The 18,779-nt window shown below is 71.4% G+C and carries 16 protein-coding genes; 11 read left to right on the forward strand and 5 right to left on the reverse strand.

Going from position 1 to position 18,779, the window contains the following annotated elements:
- The first annotated feature begins 14 nt into the window (after positions 1 to 14).
- The 5 genes from JYJ93_RS21645 (at position 15) to JYJ93_RS21665 (ending at position 6,184) form a co-directional block, all read left to right on the forward strand.
- Positions 15 to 905 (forward strand): serine protease, encoded by an 891-nt coding sequence (locus JYJ93_RS21645; RefSeq protein WP_206794179.1) that lies wholly within the window; start codon positions 15 to 17, stop codon positions 903 to 905.
- Positions 906 to 988: 83 nt separating this feature from the next.
- Positions 989 to 1,447 carry a cytidine/deoxycytidylate deaminase family protein gene (locus JYJ93_RS21650; RefSeq protein ID WP_014396709.1) on the forward strand — a complete coding sequence of 153 codons (459 nt, stop codon included), beginning with the start codon at positions 989 to 991 and terminating at the stop codon, positions 1,445 to 1,447.
- Positions 1,448 to 1,703: 256 nt separating this feature from the next.
- Positions 1,704 to 2,366, forward strand: a complete 663-nt coding sequence (locus JYJ93_RS21655) for a histidine kinase dimerization/phospho-acceptor domain-containing protein (RefSeq protein ID WP_206794181.1) — start codon at positions 1,704 to 1,706, stop codon at positions 2,364 to 2,366.
- A 72-nt stretch (positions 2,367 to 2,438) separates the two neighbouring features.
- Positions 2,439 to 3,878 carry a sigma-54 dependent transcriptional regulator gene (locus JYJ93_RS21660; protein ID WP_206794183.1) on the forward strand — a complete coding sequence of 480 codons (1,440 nt, stop codon included), beginning with the start codon at positions 2,439 to 2,441 and terminating at the stop codon, positions 3,876 to 3,878.
- A gap of 329 nt (positions 3,879 to 4,207) precedes the next feature.
- On the forward strand, positions 4,208 to 6,184 hold the full coding sequence (locus tag JYJ93_RS21665) for an ArsA family ATPase (RefSeq protein ID WP_206794185.1): 1,977 nt from the start codon (positions 4,208 to 4,210) through the stop codon (positions 6,182 to 6,184).
- A 25-nt stretch (positions 6,185 to 6,209) separates the two neighbouring features.
- On the opposite strand, the gene JYJ93_RS21670 is transcribed toward JYJ93_RS21665, so the two are convergent.
- Positions 6,210 to 6,677, reverse strand: coding sequence for a hypothetical protein (locus JYJ93_RS21670; protein ID WP_206794187.1), 468 nt, complete (start codon positions 6,675 to 6,677; stop codon positions 6,210 to 6,212).
- 114 nt (positions 6,678 to 6,791) lie between these two features.
- Positions 6,792 to 7,484: a tetratricopeptide repeat protein gene (locus tag JYJ93_RS21675; protein ID WP_206794189.1), complete on the reverse strand. Its 693-nt coding sequence runs from the start codon at positions 7,482 to 7,484 to the stop codon at positions 6,792 to 6,794.
- A gap of 94 nt (positions 7,485 to 7,578) precedes the next feature.
- On the opposite strand from JYJ93_RS21675, the gene JYJ93_RS21680 reads away from it, so the two are divergent.
- From JYJ93_RS21680 to cmk, 3 genes are read left to right on the forward strand one after another with little or no spacing between them, the layout of a single operon-like run.
- Positions 7,579 to 8,547 carry an acetyl-CoA carboxylase carboxyltransferase subunit alpha gene (locus JYJ93_RS21680; RefSeq protein WP_206794191.1) on the forward strand — a complete coding sequence of 323 codons (969 nt, stop codon included), beginning with the start codon at positions 7,579 to 7,581 and terminating at the stop codon, positions 8,545 to 8,547.
- Between the two features lie 13 nt (positions 8,548 to 8,560).
- Positions 8,561 to 9,652: a histidinol-phosphate transaminase gene (hisC, locus tag JYJ93_RS21685; protein WP_206794193.1), complete on the forward strand. Its 1,092-nt coding sequence runs from the start codon at positions 8,561 to 8,563 to the stop codon at positions 9,650 to 9,652.
- A complete protein-coding gene (cmk, locus tag JYJ93_RS21690; RefSeq protein ID WP_206794196.1) occupies positions 9,649 to 10,344 on the forward strand; it encodes a (d)CMP kinase in 696 nt (231 codons plus the stop codon). The genes hisC and cmk overlap by 4 nt, the downstream gene beginning before the upstream one ends.
- Positions 10,345 to 10,353: 9 nt before the next feature.
- Here cmk and JYJ93_RS21695 read toward each other — a convergent pair whose 3' ends face one another.
- Positions 10,354 to 12,489, reverse strand: coding sequence for a transglycosylase SLT domain-containing protein (locus JYJ93_RS21695; RefSeq protein WP_206794198.1), 2,136 nt, complete (start codon positions 12,487 to 12,489; stop codon positions 10,354 to 10,356).
- 314 nt (positions 12,490 to 12,803) lie between these two features.
- Between JYJ93_RS21695 and JYJ93_RS21700 the strand changes: the two genes are divergently transcribed.
- Positions 12,804 to 13,037 (forward strand): hypothetical protein, encoded by a 234-nt coding sequence (locus JYJ93_RS21700; protein WP_014396719.1) that lies wholly within the window; start codon positions 12,804 to 12,806, stop codon positions 13,035 to 13,037.
- A gap of 117 nt (positions 13,038 to 13,154) precedes the next feature.
- On the opposite strand, the gene JYJ93_RS21705 is transcribed toward JYJ93_RS21700, so the two are convergent.
- Both JYJ93_RS21705 and JYJ93_RS21710 read right to left on the reverse strand, forming a co-directional pair.
- The gene (locus JYJ93_RS21705; protein WP_206794200.1) at positions 13,155 to 14,732 is read right to left on the reverse strand and encodes a CAP domain-containing protein; all 1,578 of its coding nucleotides are present in this window, start codon (positions 14,730 to 14,732) and stop codon (positions 13,155 to 13,157) included.
- Positions 14,729 to 15,028 carry a DUF721 domain-containing protein gene (locus JYJ93_RS21710; protein ID WP_206794203.1) on the reverse strand — a complete coding sequence of 100 codons (300 nt, stop codon included), beginning with the start codon at positions 15,026 to 15,028 and terminating at the stop codon, positions 14,729 to 14,731. The genes JYJ93_RS21705 and JYJ93_RS21710 overlap by 4 nt, the downstream gene beginning before the upstream one ends.
- 155 nt (positions 15,029 to 15,183) lie before the next feature.
- Here JYJ93_RS21710 and JYJ93_RS21715 point away from each other — a divergent pair, with 155 nt between their 5' ends.
- Both JYJ93_RS21715 and JYJ93_RS21720 read left to right on the forward strand, forming a co-directional pair.
- Positions 15,184 to 17,775: a carboxypeptidase-like regulatory domain-containing protein gene (locus JYJ93_RS21715; protein WP_206794205.1), complete on the forward strand. Its 2,592-nt coding sequence runs from the start codon at positions 15,184 to 15,186 to the stop codon at positions 17,773 to 17,775.
- 94 nt (positions 17,776 to 17,869) lie between these two features.
- Complete coding sequence (locus JYJ93_RS21720) at positions 17,870 to 18,748, forward strand: GGDEF domain-containing protein (protein WP_206794206.1); 879 nt, start codon at positions 17,870 to 17,872, stop codon at positions 18,746 to 18,748.
- Positions 18,749 to 18,779: the final 31 nt, after the last annotated feature.

Genomic DNA, 18,779 nt, shown 5'->3' on the forward strand with positions numbered 1-18,779 from the left:
CGCCTGGAGTGTTGATGAACCGGTTGCTGTTGGGCACCCCCCTCCTGTGGGCCCTCGTGTCGTGCGCCAGTGCTCCGTCGCAGTCCTCCGCGGACACCCCGGTCGCGACGCACACGCAGGCTCCGCTCCGGGTGGAGCGGGTGCTGTCCCGGCCCGAGCCCACGCCGCAGCCCACGCGCAAGGCGATGGTGCGGCGCATCCTCCCGCTCAACGTGCGGCTGGTGACGACGGACGGCGGCAAGGTGCGCCGCTCGGCGTCGGGCGTCGTCATTGGCACGGAGGCCGGCGAGGCCGGGCCCGTCAGCTACGTGCTCACCAACGCGCACGCGGTGGAGCAGGGGGATTTGACGGACCCCGTGCTCAAGGTCGTCTTGGACCGGCGCGCGGAGACGCACGAGTACGCCGCGGAGGTGGTGGCCACGGGCCAGGTGCCGGACGTGGACCTGGCGCTCCTGCGCGTGACGGGCGTGACGTGGCCCGTGGCGGAACTGGCCGCGGACGATGAGCCGGAGCCTGGCGAGGACGTGGTGGTGGCGGCGTCCCCGTACGGCCGCGCGCTGTCCATCTCCGGCGGCATGGTGTCCCAGGTGGAGTGGGACAAGGAGACGAAGCACCCGCGCATGCTGAAGACGGACGCGCCCATCGGCTATGGGGCTTCTGGCGGCGGCATCTTCAGCATGGAGACGGGGCGGCTGCTGGCCATCGTGGAGGGCTACCGCACCGCGAAGGTGGACTTCGAGGTCGCCTCCCAGAACTTCAGCTTCGACGTGCCCATGCCCGGCGAGACGTTCGCCGCGCCCAGCGCCAAGGTGCGCGGCTTCCTCCAGGCGAAGGGCTTCGGCCGGCTCCTGGAGCGCTCCTCGGACGCGGAGGGTGCGGGGCCCCAGAAGACCGCGAGTCGCTGAGCCAACAGCCCCGGACCGAGAAATTGGTGCGGGCGGAATCCGGCGTTAGAGCTGCGGGCTCTTTCGCTGGAGGGTTCACGCGCATGTCCGCTCGGGGCAATTGGGATCAGTACTTCATGGACATCGCCCAGCAGGTGGCCACGCGCGCCACCTGCGACCGCAAGCACGTGGGCGCGGTGCTGGTGCGGGACAAGACCATCCTGTCCACCGGCTACAACGGCGCCATCCGCGGCCTGCCCCACTGCGATGAGGTGGGCCACATGATGGAGAACGGCCACTGCGTGGCCACCGTCCACGCGGAGGCCAACGCCATCATCCAGGCCGCGAAGAACGGCGTCGGAATCGACGGGGCGACCATCTACACGACCGCCAGCCCCTGCTGGCCGTGCTTCAAGCTGATCGCCAACAGCGGCTGCACCCGCATCGTCTTTGGCGAGTTCTACCGGGACCCGCGCATCTTCGAGTACGCGGCCCGGCTGGGCCTCCAGCTCGTGGGCCTGGGCGCCGCCGCGCAGCCGCCGTCGCCGGCCACCGGCACCTGAGGGCGGACGCGCTGTCCGGGGATGGACAATCCCTGGACACGCTGATCGCCCGGGATGGGATTCCCGTTCGTTGAACGACACTTTTGAGCGGTCGTAAGTGGCTGTTCCGACACGGGAATTTTAGAACTCCGGCAAGAATTACCGACCCAGGGTTGACGATCCCAAGGGTGCTCCCTAAATCCTGGCCTCGGTAGGGCGGCGGCGGGGGTGGGGCGACGGAAATTCCTAGGAGTTCCAGGTGGTTAACTCATCTGTCATGGCCAGCAGTGTGCCTTCTGTCCAGGAAGTGTCGGACCCTGTGGTGGGCGCGGCCCGCTACGACGCGGTTCCACCCTTGATGGACAGCCTGCTGCACGACGTGCGCAATCCGCTCAACGCGCTGGCCATCCATCTCGAGGTGCTCTCCGAGAAGCTCAAGGGCGAGTCCGGCCAGGTGCCGGCCACGCAGGAGAAGAACCTCAAGGCGATGCGCGAGCAGATCGCCCGCGTGGATGGCCTGCTCAAGCTCTTCTCCGACTTCATGGTGTTTCGCGGGGCGGGCCCCTCCGGGGACGCGCCGCTGTCGGACGCCACCGGCAAGGCCCTGGACGTGCTGGGGCATGAGAGCCGCCGGCGCCGCCTCCAGGTCCAGCGCCTCATCGAGCCGGACGTGCAGGCCCACCTGGAGGACACCACCGAGCTGGGGTTCTTCCTGGTGCAGGTGCTGATGCGCGCCTTCCAGCGCGCGGAGTCCGGCGCCACCGTCGTCGTGTCGGTCCGCGCGGAAGGGCCGAGCGCGGTGCTGGAGGTGGCGGACGGTTCCTCGGCGCCCGAGCGGGCGACGGACACCGTGGCCGCGCTGACGCTCCGCGCGGCCCAGCTGGGCATCGAATTCGTCGTGGAGGCGGGCACGTGCCGCCTCGTGTTTCCGCGCGCCTGAGCCTCCCCCGCCTGGGCGCTGTCGGTCTTCCATCCGGTTTCATCACGCTTCATCGCAGTGGAGGTTTTCACCTTGGGCAGCGCACGAATCCTGGCCGTGGATGACGAACGTGAGACCTGCGAGGCCCTGGCGGAGATGCTGTCCGCCTGGGGTCACAAGGTCGAGACCGCGTTCGACGGGCATGACGCCCTCCGCAAGGCCGGTGAGTTCCGGCCCGACGTCGTCCTGTCGGATCTCGCCATGCCGGAGACGGACGGCCTGTGGCTGTTGCGCAACCTGCGCGACGAGCTGCCGGATTGCCCGGTGGTGTTCCTCACCGGCCGCGGCACCATCGACACCGCCGTGGAGTCCATCCGCGAGGGCGCCTACGACTTCATCGTGAAGCCGCTGGACACCGCGCGGCTCAAGGTCTGCATCGACCGCGCGCTGGAGAAGAAGGAGACCATGCGCGAGGTGCAGACGCTCCGGCGCCGCCTCAAGCAGCTGGGCTCCACGGACCTCATCGCCGGCTCCACCGGGATGCGCAAGGTCATCGAGATGATCGAGAAGGTGGCCCCCTCCAAGGCCTCGGTCTCCATCAGCGGCGAGTCCGGCACGGGCAAGGAGGTCGTCGCCCGCACGGTGCACAACCTGTCCCTGCGCCGCGACAAGCCCTTCATCGCCATCAACTGCGCGTCCATCCCCGCGACGCTGATTGAGTCCGAGCTCTTCGGTCACGAGCGCGGCGCCTTCACCGGCGCGGATCAGCGCCGCCCGGGCGTGTTCGAGATGGCCCACGGCGGCACGCTCTTCCTGGACGAGCTGGGTGAGATCCCCATCGACCTGCAGGCGAAGCTCCTGCGCGTGCTGGAGGAGGGCCGCCTGCGCCGGCTGGGCGGCAAGGTGGAGATCGAAGTGGACGTGCGCGTGCTGTCCGCCACGAACCGCGACCTGAAGCAGGAGATCAAGAACCAGCGCTTCCGCGAGGACCTCTACTTCCGCCTCAACGTGTTCCAACTGCACCTGCCGCCCCTGCGCGAGCGCCGGGACGACGTGCCCATCCTGGTCCAGCACTTCGTGGACAAGTTCCGCGGGGACTCCGCCAAGCGCGTCTCCGGCGTGCACCCGGACGCCATGGAGGTGCTCAAGAACTACGACTGGCCGGGCAACATCCGCGAGCTGCGCAACGCCGTGGAGCGCGCCGTCATCCTCTGCGACGGGGAGCTCATCACCCGCGAGCACCTGCCGCCCGACATGGCCGGCAAGAGCCCGGAGCGCCACACGTTCAAGCTGCCGTTCGGCCTGAGCCTGGACGCCGTGGAGCGCGAGTACATCCTGGGCAGCCTCCAGCGGAACGGGAACAACAAGGCCCGCACGGCGGAGGTGCTGGGGGTGAGCGAGAAGACGCTCTACAACAAGCTCAACCGCTACGCGGCGGAGAACCGGGCCCAGGGCACCCCGGGTGGCGGCAGTCCCCTGGGAGGCCAGGGCAACGACGGCCCCATGAGCGCCAGCAGCTTCCTGACCCGCTGATCCGCACCCCGTCCGGGCCTGGCAGTTCGCCTGCCGCTGACCTGATGGGTAGGCAAGAAGGCCCGGATTCCGGGCCCTTGGCAGGGCTCCTGGACAGCACGCACGGGGCCTCCCCAGGCCGGTTTAAAGGGGCGGGGGAGGTCTCGAAAACCCCTGTCAATTCTTGACTTTTCCCCCCTGGACGGGGGATCCTCCGTGTCTCTCCCACCCGTTGGTGAGGGCCCGGCCGGGACGTTTCATTTCGGGCCACGTCCGCCCCCCATGGTGCGGTCGTCCGACGTGAGTCATCTGGGGTGCCGCCGGGGGGGCACAAGGAAGGCCACAACGCAATGAGCGACGCGCGAGTTCTTCACTTCTTCGGCGGCAAGGGCGGGGTCGGCAAGACCACGCTTGCGGCAGCGTACGCGGTGAGGCTCTCCGAAGAAGCGCCCAAGCATCGGGTGCTGGTCGTCTCGTTGGATCCGGTCCAGTCCCTGTCGGACCTCGTGAAGAAGAAGCTGCCGGCGAAGCCCACCAAGCTGCAGGCGGGCAAGGGCGAGGGCGGCCTCTTCGGCGCGGAGCTGAACCCTCCCGCGCTGCTCAAGCCGTTCCTGGCGGAGTACCTGCCGGCGCTGGCGAAGGCGGCGGTGAAGGGCACGCACCTGTCGGACGAGGAGATGGGCAAGCTCTACCAGCAGGCGGTGCCTGGGCTGGAGGAGCTGGTGGCCCTCTTCCACGTGGTGGACCTGCTGGAGTCCGGCGACTACGACCGCATCGTGGTGGACACGGCGCCCACCAGCCACACGCTGCGCCTGTTCGACATGCCGGCGCAGCTGCGCAAGTTCCTGGGCTTCGTGAAGGCGGGCCAGGACCGCGCCGCCCCGGCCCCCAGCGGCAAGGGCAAGAAGGCGGCCGCCGCCGCGGCGGAGGGCTCCGGCGGCTTCCTGGAGCAGGTGGGCCAGAAGGCGGAGAAGCTGCTCGCGCTGCTGAAGGATCCGGCGCGCACGGCCTTCCACCTGGTGGCGCTGGCGGAGCCGGTGCCCGAAGCGCAGACGCGCATGTACTTCACCCAGCTGCGCGAGCGCGGCCTGCCGGTGACGGAGGTGATCGTCAACCAGGTGGAGGACCACGAGGGTTGTCCGGCGTGCCAGGGCCGCCGCGGCCTGCAGGCGCCGCACGTGCGCAAGTACCAGGCGCTCGACAAGACCGTGCCCGTGAACCTGCTGGGCCGCCGCGAGGTGGCGCCCCGGGGGCTGGACGGGCTGAAGGAATTCGCCAAGGAGTGGGCGGCGGGCAAGGAGACCAAGGCGCTGGAGTTCAGCGCGGCCGAAGGGCCTCCGGCGCTGGTGCGCGCCCCGTCCATGCCTCCCATCGCGGCGCCTCCGCTGCCGCCCACGCGGCTCATCTTCTTCGTGGGGCAGGGCGGGGTGGGCAAGTCCTCCTGCGCGGCCGCCGCGGCGGTGACGCTGACGGAGAAGGAGGGGCCGGTGCTCCTCATCTCCACGGACCCCGCGCACTCGCTGTCGGACGTGCTGCAGAGCCGGTTGACCGACACCGAGACCCAGGTGAAGGGCACCAAGGGCCTGTACGCGCGCGAGCTGGACATGGCGGGCTGGTTCAACGCCCTGCGCAAGCGGCTGAAGGAGAAGGCGGAGAAGGCCTTCGAGGGCGCGCCCAAGGCGGGCAACGACGTGCCGGCGGACCTGCTCTACCTGCGCAACCTGCTGGAGTGCGCGCCCCCGGGCATCGACGAGCTGGCGGCCATGTCCGTGCTGACGGACGCGCTGGTGCAGGAGCGGTTCAAGCGCATCGTGGTGGACTCGTCGCCGCAGGTGACCAACGTCCGCGTGGTGGAGCTGGCGGATACAGCGAAGACGTGGCTGGGCGCGCTGCACGGCATCCTCAACAAGCACCGGGCCAAGGGCCTGGGCGAGCTGGCGGATGACCTGGCGGCGATGCTCAAGCACGTGAAGCGCTTCGAGGACGCGCTGGCGTCCCCCAGCGAGTCGCGCTTCGTGGTCGTCACGCGCGGCGAGGACCTGGCGTCGTCCCGCACGGAGCGGCTGGTGGAGTACCTCAAGGAGAAGAAGCTCCAGGTGGAGCGGGTGCTCGTCAACCGCGTGGGCCCCAAGTCCACCTGCGAGAAGTGCGAGAACCGCCGCAAGCTGGAGCTCAACGCGGCCAAGGCCATGGAGAAGAAGATCGGCCTGCCCGTGACGATGGCGCCCGCGCTGGGCCGCCACCCCGCGGGGCTGCGTGAGCTGAAGGCGTTCCGCACGGCCTGGTACGCGCTGTCCGCGCCGCCAGCGAAGATCAAGGCGGCCTGAGTTCTTCCGGCCGCGCCGGGCTCCTTCAGTGGGGGCCCGGCAACCGCAGGGTCAGGGGCAGCCGGTGGGGATACGCCCGGCGCGCCTGGCCCAGCAGGTCCACGGCGGTCGCCTCGAGTGAGCGCGCCGTCGGGGCCGCCGGCACCTCCAGGTGCTGATGGAGCACCCAGCCCGGACCCAGGAGCATCAGCGCCACCGCCGGCACGATGCACAGGGTCACCACCACGCTGGCGCCACCCACCGTGCCCAGCACCCGCAGCACCGGGGACGCCTGGATGCGCGGGCGCTGCAAGGCCGCGAGGATGCGCGCGAAGAGGGCGCCGCCCACGAGCCCCAGCACCGTGGCCAGTCCCCAGCTCAGCCCTCCCACCGGCGTTCCGAGCACCGGCTCCAACAGCGGCGGCGCCAGGGCTCCCAGCACGAAGGCGAGGACGAAGGGCGCGACCGCGATGATGGCGGCCAGCCCCCAGTGTCTGGCGTTGAGTCGATGCACGGCTTCCCCCTCGGCTACAGGGGGAAGGTGGGCACCGGCAGGCAGGCGCGCCAGGGTGGTGTCCCCTCGGGCGCGGGTAGGCGTGCACGGGGCGTCACTTCACGGCGGCTTGGCTCAGGCGTCGCACTCCGACGGGCTGTCGGTGAAGCCGCCCAGGGGCTCCGGGAAGGTGAGGGCGCCCGCTTCGTTGAGGGTGCCGGTGACGGGCGCGGCGTTGGGGAGCTTCACCTCCACCGTGCGGCCCTTGACGGTGTACGTGCCCGGGGTCCGGGACTCGCGGGGCGTGCCGGAGTCGTCCACGTCCCGCCTCCAGAGCTCCACGCGGCCCCCGTCCTGGAACTTCAGGGCCCGGACGGTGCCGTAGACGCCTACGCCGGGGCCGTACCAGGACACCGCCCGCAGGAGGGCGGGCACGTCGGCCTCCTTCTCGGGCGTGCGGCCCAGCAGCTTCTGCCAGCCGAGTGTGTCCCGGATGACGTCCAGGTCCCGGTCCTCCTTCGCCCGCTGGAGGCGGCGCGCGTCCAGGCGCACCGCGGTGGTCAGCTTCTCCAGGATGACGTCGCGGTGGGCGCTGTACTCGCACACCTTGCCCTGCTTGCGCAGGACGCCCAGGGTGGCGGCGGCGTTGTAGTGGGCCAGGGCGTAGTCCGGGGTGGCCTGTGCGGCAGCCTGGAACTTCTCCAGCGCCTCCGGATAGCGGCCGGACTGGTACAGCCGGAACCCCTGCGTATTGAGGGCCCGGCCGGAAGGAGGCGCGGCCGGAGCGGCGGACAGCGTCAGGGCCAGCAGGGAGAGGGCGAGGACCATGTTGCTCCAGACGGGCGGTCCCCCCGGACATTCCAGGGGGGTGCGTAACCGCTTGCGCGTTGATCGGTCCGAACCCTGGTGCTAGTTCGGCGCCATGGCAACAGGCATTGGCTACGCGCTCGACTTCGAGCGCCCGCTCATCGAGCTGGAGAAGAAGATCGAGGAGCTCAAGGCCCTCTCCACCAGCGGCACCGTGGATTTCTCCTCTGAAATCTCCAAGCTGGAGAAGAAGGCGAAGAAGCTCCAGGCGGAGATCTTCAGCGACCTGACCCGCTGGCAGGTGGTGCAGCTGTCGCGCCACAACGCGCGCCCGTACTTCCTGGACTACGTCCATTACCTCTTCACGGACTTCTTCGAGATGTGCGGTGACCGGCACTTCGGCGAGGACCCGTCCATCGTCGGTGGCTTCGCGCGCTTCGACGGCAAGACGGTGATGGTCATCGGCCATCAGAAGGGGCGCAACACCAAGGAGAACATGGCGCGCAACTTCGGCATGCCGCGCCCGGAGGGCTACCGCAAGGCCCGCCGGCTGATGGAGCTGGCCGAGCGGATGGAGAAGCCCATCCTCACCTTCGTGGACACGCCGGGCGCGTACCCGGGCATTGGCGCGGAGGAGCGCGGCCAGGCGGAGGCCATCGCCGTGAACCTGGAGGTGATGAGCCGGCTGCGCGTGCCCATCATCTCCACCGTGGTGGGCGAGGGCGGCTCCGGCGGCGCGCTGGCCATCGGCGTGGGCAACCGCGTGCTGATGTTCCAGAACAGCGTCTACTCCGTCATCTCCCCGGAGGGCTGCGCCTCCATCCTCTTCCGCGACGCGACGAAGGCGGACAAGGCCGCGGACGCGATGCGCCCCACGGCGCAGGACCTGCTGGAGATGAAGATCATCGACGAGGTGATTCCGGAGCCCCCGGGCGGCGCGCACCGCGACCCGGCCAAGGCGGCGGAGTCCCTGGGCAAGACGCTGCGCAAGCACCTGGGCCAGTTGGCGGAGCTGTCGCCGGACGCGCTGGTGCGCGACCGCTACGACAAGTTCCGCGCGCTCGGCATGTTCTCCGGCAAGTAGAGGTTCACATCCCATGCGACCGCTCGTTCCTCCCTACGTCGAGACGCTCAAGGCCTACGTTCCTGGCAAGCCCATCGAGGAGACCGAGCGGGAGTACGGCCTCAAGGGCGTCATCAAGCTGGCCTCCAACGAGAACCCGCTGGGCCCGTCGCCCCGCGCGGTGGAGGCCATGCGCAACGCCGTGGCGCAGGTGAACCTGTACCCGGACGCCACCAGCTTCCACCTGGTGCGCCGGCTCGCCGCGCACCTGGGCGTGAAGCCGGAGGAGGTGGTGCTGGGCAGCGGCTCCAACGAGCTCATCGAGCTGTTGATGCGCACGTTCACGACGCCCGAGGAGGAGATCCTCCTGTGCAAGGGCTCGTTCCCCGCGTACCGCATCTCCGCGCAGGCGCACGGACGTGCGTTCGTGGAGGTGCCCATGCGCGAGGGCTTCCGGTACGACCTGGAGGCCATGGCCCGCGCCGTCACGCCGCGCACGCGCATGGTGTTCCTGGCCAACCCGGACAACCCCACGGGCACCACGTTCGGGCGCAAGGACCTGGAGAAGTTCCTCGCGGCGGTGCCGAAGGACGTGCTCGTCATCCACGACGAGGCCTACGCCGAATTCGTGGACTGGCCCGACTACGCGAGCGCCGTGGAGCTGTTCCACGCGCACCCGAACCTGGTGGGGCTGCGCACCTTCAGCAAGATCCACGGGCTGGCCGGCATCCGGCTGGGCTGCGCGGTGATGGACGCGAAGCTCGCGGGCTACGTGCACCGCACGCGCATGCCGTTCAACCTGACGACGGTGGCGCAGGCGGCGGGCATGGCCGCGCTGGAGGACACGGAGCACGTGCGGCGCACGCGGGAGAACAACCGCGAGGGCCTGCGTTTCTACGGGGAAGAGCTTCCGAAGCTGGGGCTCACGCTGACGGACAGCCACGCGAACTTCGTCTTCGTGGACTGCCACCGCCCGTCCGGCGAGGTGTACGAGCAGCTGTTGCGCCGGGGCGTCATCGTGCGGCCCATGGCGGGCAACGGCCACCCGAACTGTCTGCGCATCTCCGTGGGCACGTCCCAGGAGAACGCGCGCTGCGTGGCCGCGCTGAAGGAGGTCCTGTCTTGAGCGCGCGTCCGTTCATCGTCGCCATCGACGGGCCGGCCGGGGCGGGTAAGTCCTCCGTGTCCAAGCTGCTCGCGCGGCGGCTGGGCTTCGCGCTGGTGGACACCGGCGCCATCTACCGCTGCGTGGCGCTGATGGCCTCGCGCGAGGGCATCGCGTTCGACGACGACGCGAAGCTGGGCGAGCTGCTGGGGCGCGTGCGCATCCACTTCCAGGTGGTGGGCGAGGAGAACCACGTCTTCCTGGGCGGCGAGGACGTGTCGTCGGAGATCCGCACGCCGCCCATCTCCATGGGCGCGTCGCAGGTGTCCGGGCGGCCGGTGGTGCGCGCGGGGCTGCTCGCGCTCCAGCGGCGGCTGGCGCTGGAGGCGGCGTCGGGCGCCATCCTGGAGGGCCGGGACATCGGCACGGTGGTGTTCCCGGACGCGGACGTGAAGTTCTTCCTCCAGGCGAACCCGGAGGTGCGCGCGCGCCGCCGCTTCGAGGAGCTGTTCCAGAAGGGCGTGGACAGCAGCCTGGAGGGCGTCCTCCAGGACCAGACGCGCCGCGACGCCGCGGACTCCGGCCGCGAGGTCGCGCCCCTGAAGCCCGCCGACGACGCGGTGCACGTGGACTCCAGCAGCATGCCGCTGTCGGACGTGGTGCGGTCGCTGGAGCAGGAGATCGAACGCCGCCGGGCCACGCGCGGCGCCTGAAGTCCTCCCCTAGAAGCTGACGCCGTCCGTGCTGGGGGCGGGCACCGTCAGGGCCAGCCGCGCCTGGGTGCCGTCCTTCTCGTAGAAGCGGTGGTAGAGGTACAGGTCCGCCACCACCTGCTTCACGTAGCCGCGCGTCTCCCGGTACGGGATGGACTCCACGAACAGGTCCAGGGGCATGCCGCCGCGCTCCTGCGTCCAGCGCACCGCCGCCTTGGGCCCCGCGTTGTAGGCCGCCGCCGCGAGCGCGGGGTGCGCGAAGCGCTTCATCAGCTGCGCCAGGTACCACGCGCCGTAGCGGATGTTGCGCTCCGGGGCGAACAGGTCCGCGGGCGCGGGCGCGGGCTCCGCCATCTTCTGGGCGATCTCCGTCGCCGTGGGCGGGATGATCTGCATCAGGCCGCGCGCGTCCGCCGCGCTCATGACCTCCGGCCGGAAGGCGCTCTCCCGCCGCATGATGGCCCACACGAGGAACGGATCCAGCGCCTGCCGCGTGGCCTCCGTCTCCACCGCCTGGGCGAACGCGCGCGGGTAGAACGCGGCCAGCGCGTCCGGCGCCTTCGCCCCGAAGGCCCGGCCCCACAGGTAGCGCGCCGCCACCACGTGCGCGTGGCCGAACTCACCCAACTGCAAGAGCGCGTGCGCGAACGGCAGCGCCTGGTCCGCGCCGCGCAGGCCGGACACGCGCGACTGCACCTCGTCCGCCGCGTCTCGGAAGAGGCCCGCGCGCGTCAGCGCCACCGCCAGCTCCAGCTCCGGCGGGCGGGGGAGGGTGAGCTGCTTCGGAGGCTGCGGGAAGGCCGCGGGTGGCGTGCGTCCCAGCTCGCGCAGCCGCTCCGTGGCGAGCAGCGCGTAGAACGACGCGGGCGCCGCGCTGATGACGGCTTCATAGGCGGGCCCCACCGTCGCCGGCTTGCCGCCGGCCAGCTCCTCCGTGCGCGCCTGCCAGTAGCGCGCCTGCGGCGCCATGCTCGTCTTCGGATAGGCCGTCACCAGGTCGTCCAGCGCCTGGCGCGCCTTCGCGTACTGCTCCAGCCGGATGTGCGAGAGGGCGCGGAACCACATCGCCTCGTCGCGGCGGCGCGAGCCCTTGTAGCGCTTCTCGTAGTCCGCGAAGGACTTCGCCGCGTCCTCGAAGCGGCCGCCCTGCAAGTCCAACCACGCGGCGAAGAACGCGCCCTCCTCACCGGCCGCTTGAGAGGGATAGGCCTTGTCCAGCGCGGCCATCAGCTTGCGCGCCTTCTCGTTGTCGTCCGATTTCAGCGCCCGGCGCGCCACCACCAGCACGGCCTCCGCGGCGATGGCCGGCGGCCCCTTGCGCGCCACCGCGAGCGCCTTCTCCGCCTCTTCCTTCTTGCCTCGCGCGAAGAGCACCTGCGCGCGCAGGAGCGCCACCTGCGCCACGGCGGGCGCGCCCTTCACCAGCCCGCGCTTCTCCGCCGTGACGAGCTCCTCCTCGGCCCGCGTCGCCGCGCCGTCGGAGAGCAAGCCCCGGGCGCGCTGGAGGTGTTCGGGCAGGGTGAGCTTCACCGCGGGCTTCAGCGCGGCCAGCTGCTCCAGCGCCTCGTCCGCGTAGGGGTGGGTGGGGAAGCGCAGCGCCACCGTCTTCAGGTCCGCTCGGAGGCCCGCCGCGTTGCCGGTGGCCGCGCGCGTCTGGGCGCGTTGGAAGAGCAGCTCCGCGGAGGGCTGCGCCGCCGCCGCGGACTCCAGCACCGGGGCCGCGTCCTTGGGCCGGTGTGCGTCCAGGAGCGACTCCCCCAGGCGGGCGCGGGCGCGCACGGCCAGGGCCGGGGAGGCCTTCTCCAGGGCCCGCTCGAAGTCCTTCGCCGCGCCGTTGGGGTCGCCCGCGTAGAAGCGCGCCTGGCCCAGGTAGAAGGCGTGGAAGGCCTCCAGGGGCGCGGGCGGCGCGTGGCGGGTGAGCAGGTCCCGCGCCTGCCCAGCGTCCCCGTCCGAAAGGACGAGGGTGCCGGCGAGCAGGCCCAGGCGGCCCGCGTCCGGGCACTTCGCCTGCTCACAGGCGGTGAGCTCCGCCCGGGCGAGCGCCGCCGCGTCGGACCGGTGCAGGCGGACGGCCTCCAGCGTCGCCGGGGACTGCCCCAGCGCCACCCCCGTCACCCAACCCGCCACCCAGCCGGTCCAACTCATGGGATTCTTCCTTTCACTTCGCGGCCTTGCGGCTTCGGAACGAGAGGTTTGCAGTCGACATTCCCCACCAGGTGGGCGGGGGTCGGTTTGACAGTCGGCCCGACAAGTCCTAGATCCCGCGCCCACGGGCTGGTCCCGCGGGGTTGTCGGCCCGTTGCGCTATCCGGAGGGAATCCTTACGTTGCGCCGCCGTTGAGCGCTACTCCGGACCGCCGTCGTGTCAGGAAGACCTGTCGTCGCAGGAAGACCTGTCGTCGGTAGCACCTGCTCGTTCACAGACCTCGGGGGGGGAAACAGCTCATAGGGGAGGCTCCATGAAGCCGTGTCCATCCGATCTGCCGCAGACCATCAATCCCGAAGCCGGCCCGAAGCGGGCAGGCGTCGAGACGCATCGCAACCTGAACTGCAACCACTACGACAACTGCCTCGATGAGGCCGTCCGTCGCGGCTGGCAGTCGTTCACGTGCATGAAGTGCCCGATGTACGCCAACCTCGCTCCTCCTCAGATGGGGCTGGAGGCGTACGCCACGCAGCGCCGTCCTGTCTAACCGGGACGTCTGACATGGGGCCCGTCACACCGGGCCCGCGCGAGCTTGCACCCGGTCACGCCCGAAGCCCGGTCGTGGCCGGCGTCCGCGTCGGCGTTGCTTTTCGAAGCCAGCGCTTCAGGGGACCGCGGCGTAGATGACGGCCACCCAGTACTGGCCCTGGCCGAAGCGCTTGGAGTCGCCCCGCACCAGCCCCACACCCACCCGGGTGTAGGTGGCGGTGGCCAGGCTGCGTGACTCCGGGACGGCGCCCGGGTCTCCCACCACGAAGAAGTCCACCGAAGCGGTGCCCGCGTCCGGCAGCGCGGAGAACACGCGCTCGTGCAGCGGGGACGGGTCTCCGTCTCCCGCGGTGGGCTCGTCCTGGGATAGCGCGCGGCGGGCGTGGTCCCGCGCCAGCCGCTCCAGCGCCTCGCTGCGCACCAGGGGCGGCAGCTTGAGCGTGGCGCGGTGCCGGGTCAGGGCGTCGTACACGTCCGACACCGGGTCCGCCGGGAGCGCCGCGCCGGGCGAGGCCGCGGTGAAGACCTCCGTGACGATGGCCTGGTCGCGGCCGTCCACCTTCTGGAAGGCCACGCCCACGCCCATGAAGCGGAACGCGGGGTCCAGCAGGTTCTTGCGGTGGCCGGGGCTGTGCTCGATGCCGAAGTGCGCCGCGAGCGGGCCCGCCGCCAGCCCCAGGTTCTCTCCGGCGCGCACGTAGCGCGTGCCCTCCGGGAGGCGGCGGGTGAGCGTGGAGCCGTCCGGCGCGATGTGCGCGAAGAAGCCCTCCGTCGCCATGCGCGTGCTGTAGCGCAGCGACACGTCCTCCAGCGTCGGGTCCGGCGTCAGCTCCGGCACCTTGTGCGCACGGCGCAGGGTGTTGATGCGCTCGTAGAGGGCGGTGCGGGCCTCGGCCAGCGTGGTGGGTTCGCGCTGGGACTCCTGGCCGCCGCGCGTGGAACGAGCCCCCACCTGCACCAGGAACAGCGACGCCACCTCCGGCCCCGCGCTCGCCTGGCCTACCACCTCCACGGTGTAGTTGCCGGGAGCGTCGAAGCCCACCAGGGCGCAGAAGCCATTGGTGCCGGAGGGCGCGCGGCTCAGGGCCACGGCCTCCACCTCACCGTCCGGCCGGGTGACGAAGACCTGCGGGCTCAGCAGCGGCGGCACGAGCCGGCCGCACACGCGCTTCTCCGTCCCGGCCTTGGCGATGGTGCGAGAGAAGGGGAGCACCTCCGCCTTGCGGTCCGCGACGAGCAGCACCAGCGCGGCGCGCTCGCCCAGGAAGGCCACGCCCACGCCGAAGTGGCTCACGCGGTCGTTGTTGAAGTCCGTGCGGGCGAGGAAGGTCTCGATGGCGTGTGCGTGCACCCAGGCGCGGATGACCAGCGCCTTCGGGGACGGATCCGCGGCGCCCGAGTCGCTGACCGCCTCCGTCAACGTGAGCAGGTCTGGGGCGCCGGTGGTGAACTTCGTCAGCGCCTCGCGCGCGAGCCTCCGGGCCGCGGCCTCCAGCGCCTTGTCGCTCGTGGGGGCGCGGCGGCCCACGCGTTCGAACTCGCGCTGCACGTGCAGCCGGGCCCGGGCCTCCTGGGCCTGGGGCGTCTCCTCCGGGGCGGGGTTGGCGACGGAGGCCACCTCCGGGGACGGCGCGGCGGACGCGGGCAGGACGCAGGCGCCCGCGAGCAGCAGGCCCAGGAGCGCGCGCTTCATCGCGACTCCAACTGGAAGGCGAGCGCCTTCACGGTGCCAGCGCCCAGCTTCTCGTTGAGCCGATCGCGCAGGGAGTCGGCCTGGCGGGAGAGGACCTGGGCCCACTCGGCGCTCTCCACGCTGATGATCAGCGTGCTTCCGTCCAGTTGGTGCGGCCGGCTGTGGCGCGCGATGTTCTCTCCCACCGCGGCGGTCCAGAGCGGCATCAGCGACGACGCGCGGCCCGACTCTCCCGCCAGGCGCGCCAGCACCCGGGGCAGGAGGCTCTCCAAGGTCTTCGGTTCACCGCGCGCCATCGTCGGTCCGATTCTGGAACCCCTGGCGGCGGAAGCCAACCGACACTTGCCTGCCCGCCCGTCTGATTTTTCCCGGCCCCCGGCGCCATCGCCGGTCGCGTCGCGGCCCTTCCCCCTGTAAGGTCGGGGCAAGGCCGGTCCCCCTCGGAGTTCCCATGCTTCCCATCCCCCATCCGGTCCGGTCCCCCGGCCTCGTGCTCGCATGCCTGCTGGCGTGCGCCATGGGCTGCGCGATGTCCGACCTGGATGCGCCGTTCATCCACGGGGGCAAGGCGGACGCCTTCTGCACGGTGGATCAGGACTGCGGGGACCCGGCGCTGTTCTTCTGCAACACCGCCCTGTCGCGCTGTGAGCCCTCGTGCCGGACGGACCTCGACTGTTCGGTGCAGCGCCGCGGAGAGCTCAACACCATCGCCGCCTGTGAGTCGCAGTCGCTGGGCTGCCGCTGTGACGCCAGCCGCTGTGTCCCCGCCCTCTGCACGGGAGACCGTGACTGCCAGGACGGAGAGCTGTGCCGCGACGGCGCCTGTGGGGCGCCCCCGCCGGCGTCCACCCTGGCGGCCTGCCACGTGGTGCCCGCGCACGTCATCGCGCCCGTGGGCACCCCCCTGCGCTTCGAGGCCTGGGTGTCCGATGCCGCGGGCCAGCCCGTCGTCCCGCGCGACGGGCTCACCTGGTCCGCCGTGTCGGCGCGCGTGAAGGGCGGAGGCACCGGCACCGGGGCCACGTTCACGCTGGAGTCCGCGGGCGCGGAGGTGGAGGCGGTGGAGGCCCGGCTGGGCACCGTCGCGTGCCGTGCAAGCGTCACCGTGCTGCCGCCGCACACGGCCTCCGGGCAGGTGCGGGTGGTGGTGACGGACGCGCTCACGGGCCACCCCGTGGAGGGGGCCTCCGTGGTGGTGGCGGATACGCTGGGCGGCGTGACGGCGAGCGAGTCCACGGACGCGCAGGGCGTGGCCGTGCTGGAGGCCCGGAGCGATGCGTCGGTGTCCGTCTTCCACCCGGACTTCGGCTACCTCACCGTGGCGAACTACGACATGACCGGCACGCGGGACCTGCGGCTGCCGCTGCGCCGCAACCCGGCGGACCGCGTGGGCGGCGTGCGCGCCCGGTTCACCCACCTGGCGCCCGTGGGCGTGGGCGGCGCGCTGGCCCTGGGCATGGCGGGGTTGTCCGTACCGGGGCTCCTGTCCGAGTCGGCCTCCGCCCAGGTGCAGGGGCCCGACCGGGACGTGGACCTCTCGCTGCGCGGCTTGACGCGCCAGTTCCAACTGCCCGCCAACGTCTGGGTGAACGGGCTGGGCGTCCTGCCGTCGGAGTCCGTGGACGTGCCCGGCATCCCCGGCGTGTGCGACGCGGCGCTCGCGGATGGAACGGATCCGGAGACGGCCACGCGCGCGGGGACCTGTGGCACGCGCACCGCCTGGGCGCTCACCGCGCAGGTCCCGTCCGGCGAGCTTCCCGCGGGGATGATGAATCCGAGCACGGATCCGCTGCTGCTCCTGGCGCGCGCGCTGCCGCAGTCGGGGCGGTTCTCCTCGGCCGTCCAGCGCGACGTGCGCTTCCCGCTGTATGCGCCCATCGACGGGATGAGCCCGCCGGCCGGGCCGCTCACGTCGCTGGACTTCCAGCAGGTGCCGCTGGCCTTCCCGTTCGTGGTGCGCGTCCCGCCGCTTCCGCGCTTCCGCGACAGCTACCTTGCGCGCGCGCTGGTGGTGGGCTCGGTGAGCGCGCCCGGACGGGGCACGGTGCCGCTGGGCCTGGGCGCCGCCGTCAACGCCAACCCGGTGGATCCGAACACGGACACGCAGCCCTTGTTGTCCTCGCCGGGCCTGGTGCGCGTGCGCATGGCGCCGGCCCATCACGGCCTGGAGGGACAGGCGTACCGGCTGGTCGCGGTCGCGTCGTCCGGAGCGCTGGGCGGCGAGGAGCCCGTGGGCCAGGCCACCAGCGCGGTGATGACCCCGCTGGACGCGCTCCGCTTCGATCCGGAGGGCCTCCAGCCGGTGACGCTCGGCAACATGTTCCTCGGCATCCCGGAGGGCGCCCGCTACAACCCGGACACATTGCCGTGGCACGGCCTGCTGCCGCGCGAGTGGCGTATGGACGGCGCCCCGCTGGGCGCGACGCTCGTGCGCGCGACCTTCACCAACGCGGCCGGCCGGCGCTGGACGGTCTGGGTGGACAGCCGCCGCATCGCCAACGGCGTGCGCCTGCCCGTGCCGCCCCCGGGCCTGGAGGACCGCACCTTCCAGGGCGACACGGAGGGCTCGCGCGCGTCGCTGTCGGTGGAGGCATTGAGCGTGGCCATGTCCGAGGGCCAGGGGATGAACCTCTCCGCGCTGGCGGAGACCGGAGGCATGGCGCCCGAGCGGCTCGCGGAGTCGGTGCTCGCCGTGTCCACGCTGAACCAAGGCCGGCCCCAGGTGACCTGGCTGTCGCCCACCGAGGGCGCGTCGCTGGCTCGCGGCGCCACCGTGCGCGTGCGGGTGGACGGCTTCCAGGTGGGGACGGACGCCGCCAACGGCGACGAGGGTGGGGTGCTGCTCACCGTGCGTGATGGCGGCCCGGGCTGCGACTTCTCGGTGGTGCGCGGCGACGTGGCCACGCGGTCGGGCGAGGTGGCGCTCTCCGTGCCTGTCGCCTGCTCCGGGGCGCAGGTGACGCTGGTGGCGTCGCTGGTGGACGGGCTCGGGCTGCCGCTGCGGCCCGCTGTCCGCGCCACCCGCACGGTGCGGGTGCCCTGACGTGCTGGGGTGTCAGTGCGCCTGCGACCTGGCGGGGCACCCGTTCCAGCCGTGAATTCGCTTTCGCGAATTGCGCGGTGATACGTTTGGAGTCATGGGCCAGAAGGAGACGGTCGTCACCGTCATCTCGAAGATCTCCGAGCGCCCCGTCAACCTGGACGCGGCGCTGGTGGTCATCTACGGCCTGGATCTGGGGCGCAAGTACGACCTGGCGCGTGAGGAGACGCTGATCGGCCGGTCGTCCAAGTCGGACATCCAGATTGATCAGGAGGCGGTGAGCCGCAACCACGCGCGCATCACCAACACCACCAAGGGCGTGCGCATCGAGGACCTGGGGTCCACCAACGGCACGTTCGTCAATGACGACATCGCGTCGTCGGCGCGCTCGCTGCAGAACGGCGACCTGGTGAAGATTGGCCGCACCATCTTCAAGTTCATCGCGGGCGGCAACATCGAGGCGGCGTACCACGACGAGATCTACCGGCTGACCACCATGGACGGCCTCACGCAGATCTACAACCGCCGCTACTTCGACGAGCAGTTGGACCGCGAAGTCTCCCGCAGCCGCCGCTACGAGCGCGTGCTGTCGCTGGTGATGTTCGACCTGGATCACTTCAAGGACGTGAATGACACCTACGGGCACCTGGCCGGGGACTCGGTGCTCAAGCAACTGGCGTCCACGGTGCGCACGCGCATCCGGCGCGAGGACGTCTTCGCCCGCTACGGCGGCGAGGAGTTCGCGCTGCTCCTGCCGGAGATCCACCTGACCGGCGCCCGGCAGCTCGCGGAGAAGGTGCGCAAGCTGGTGGAGCGGCAGCGCTTCGAGTTCGACAAGCAGGTCATCCCCGTCACGCTGTCCATGGGCGTGGCCACGCTGGAGCCGCACCACCGCGAGCCCGCGGAGCTGGTGCGCACGGCGGACGAGCACCTCCTCACGGCGAAGAGCCAGGGGCGCAACCGCATCTGCGGCTGACGCGCCCCCGGGTGCCCCCCGCCGTCCGCCT

The sequence above is a fragment of the Corallococcus sp. NCSPR001 genome (assembly GCF_017309135.1).
In the GTDB taxonomy this organism is placed as follows: domain Bacteria; phylum Myxococcota; class Myxococcia; order Myxococcales; family Myxococcaceae; genus Corallococcus.

Coding starts and splice junctions, on each gene's coding strand:
- JYJ93_RS21675 (WP_206794189.1), bottom strand. CDS start 7,484: ATGGTCCTCGCCCTCTCCCTGCTGGCCCTGACGCTGTCCGCCGCTCCG.
- JYJ93_RS21710 (WP_206794203.1), bottom strand. CDS start 15,028: ATGGCGCGCGGTGAACCGAAGACCTTGGAGAGCCTCCTGCCCCGGGTG.
- JYJ93_RS21650 (WP_014396709.1), top strand. CDS start 989: ATGTCCGCTCGGGGCAATTGGGATCAGTACTTCATGGACATCGCCCAG.
- JYJ93_RS21655 (WP_206794181.1), top strand. CDS start 1,704: ATGGCCAGCAGTGTGCCTTCTGTCCAGGAAGTGTCGGACCCTGTGGTG.
- JYJ93_RS21695 (WP_206794198.1), bottom strand. CDS start 12,489: ATGAGTTGGACCGGCTGGGTGGCGGGTTGGGTGACGGGGGTGGCGCTG.
- JYJ93_RS21720 (WP_206794206.1), top strand. CDS start 17,870: ATGGGCCAGAAGGAGACGGTCGTCACCGTCATCTCGAAGATCTCCGAG.
- hisC (WP_206794193.1), top strand. CDS start 8,561: ATGCGACCGCTCGTTCCTCCCTACGTCGAGACGCTCAAGGCCTACGTT.
- JYJ93_RS21665 (WP_206794185.1), top strand. CDS start 4,208: ATGAGCGACGCGCGAGTTCTTCACTTCTTCGGCGGCAAGGGCGGGGTC.
- JYJ93_RS21645 (WP_206794179.1), top strand. CDS start 15: ATGAACCGGTTGCTGTTGGGCACCCCCCTCCTGTGGGCCCTCGTGTCG.
- JYJ93_RS21680 (WP_206794191.1), top strand. CDS start 7,579: ATGGCAACAGGCATTGGCTACGCGCTCGACTTCGAGCGCCCGCTCATC.
- JYJ93_RS21700 (WP_014396719.1), top strand. CDS start 12,804: ATGAAGCCGTGTCCATCCGATCTGCCGCAGACCATCAATCCCGAAGCC.
- JYJ93_RS21715 (WP_206794205.1), top strand. CDS start 15,184: ATGCTTCCCATCCCCCATCCGGTCCGGTCCCCCGGCCTCGTGCTCGCA.
- JYJ93_RS21705 (WP_206794200.1), bottom strand. CDS start 14,732: ATGAAGCGCGCGCTCCTGGGCCTGCTGCTCGCGGGCGCCTGCGTCCTG.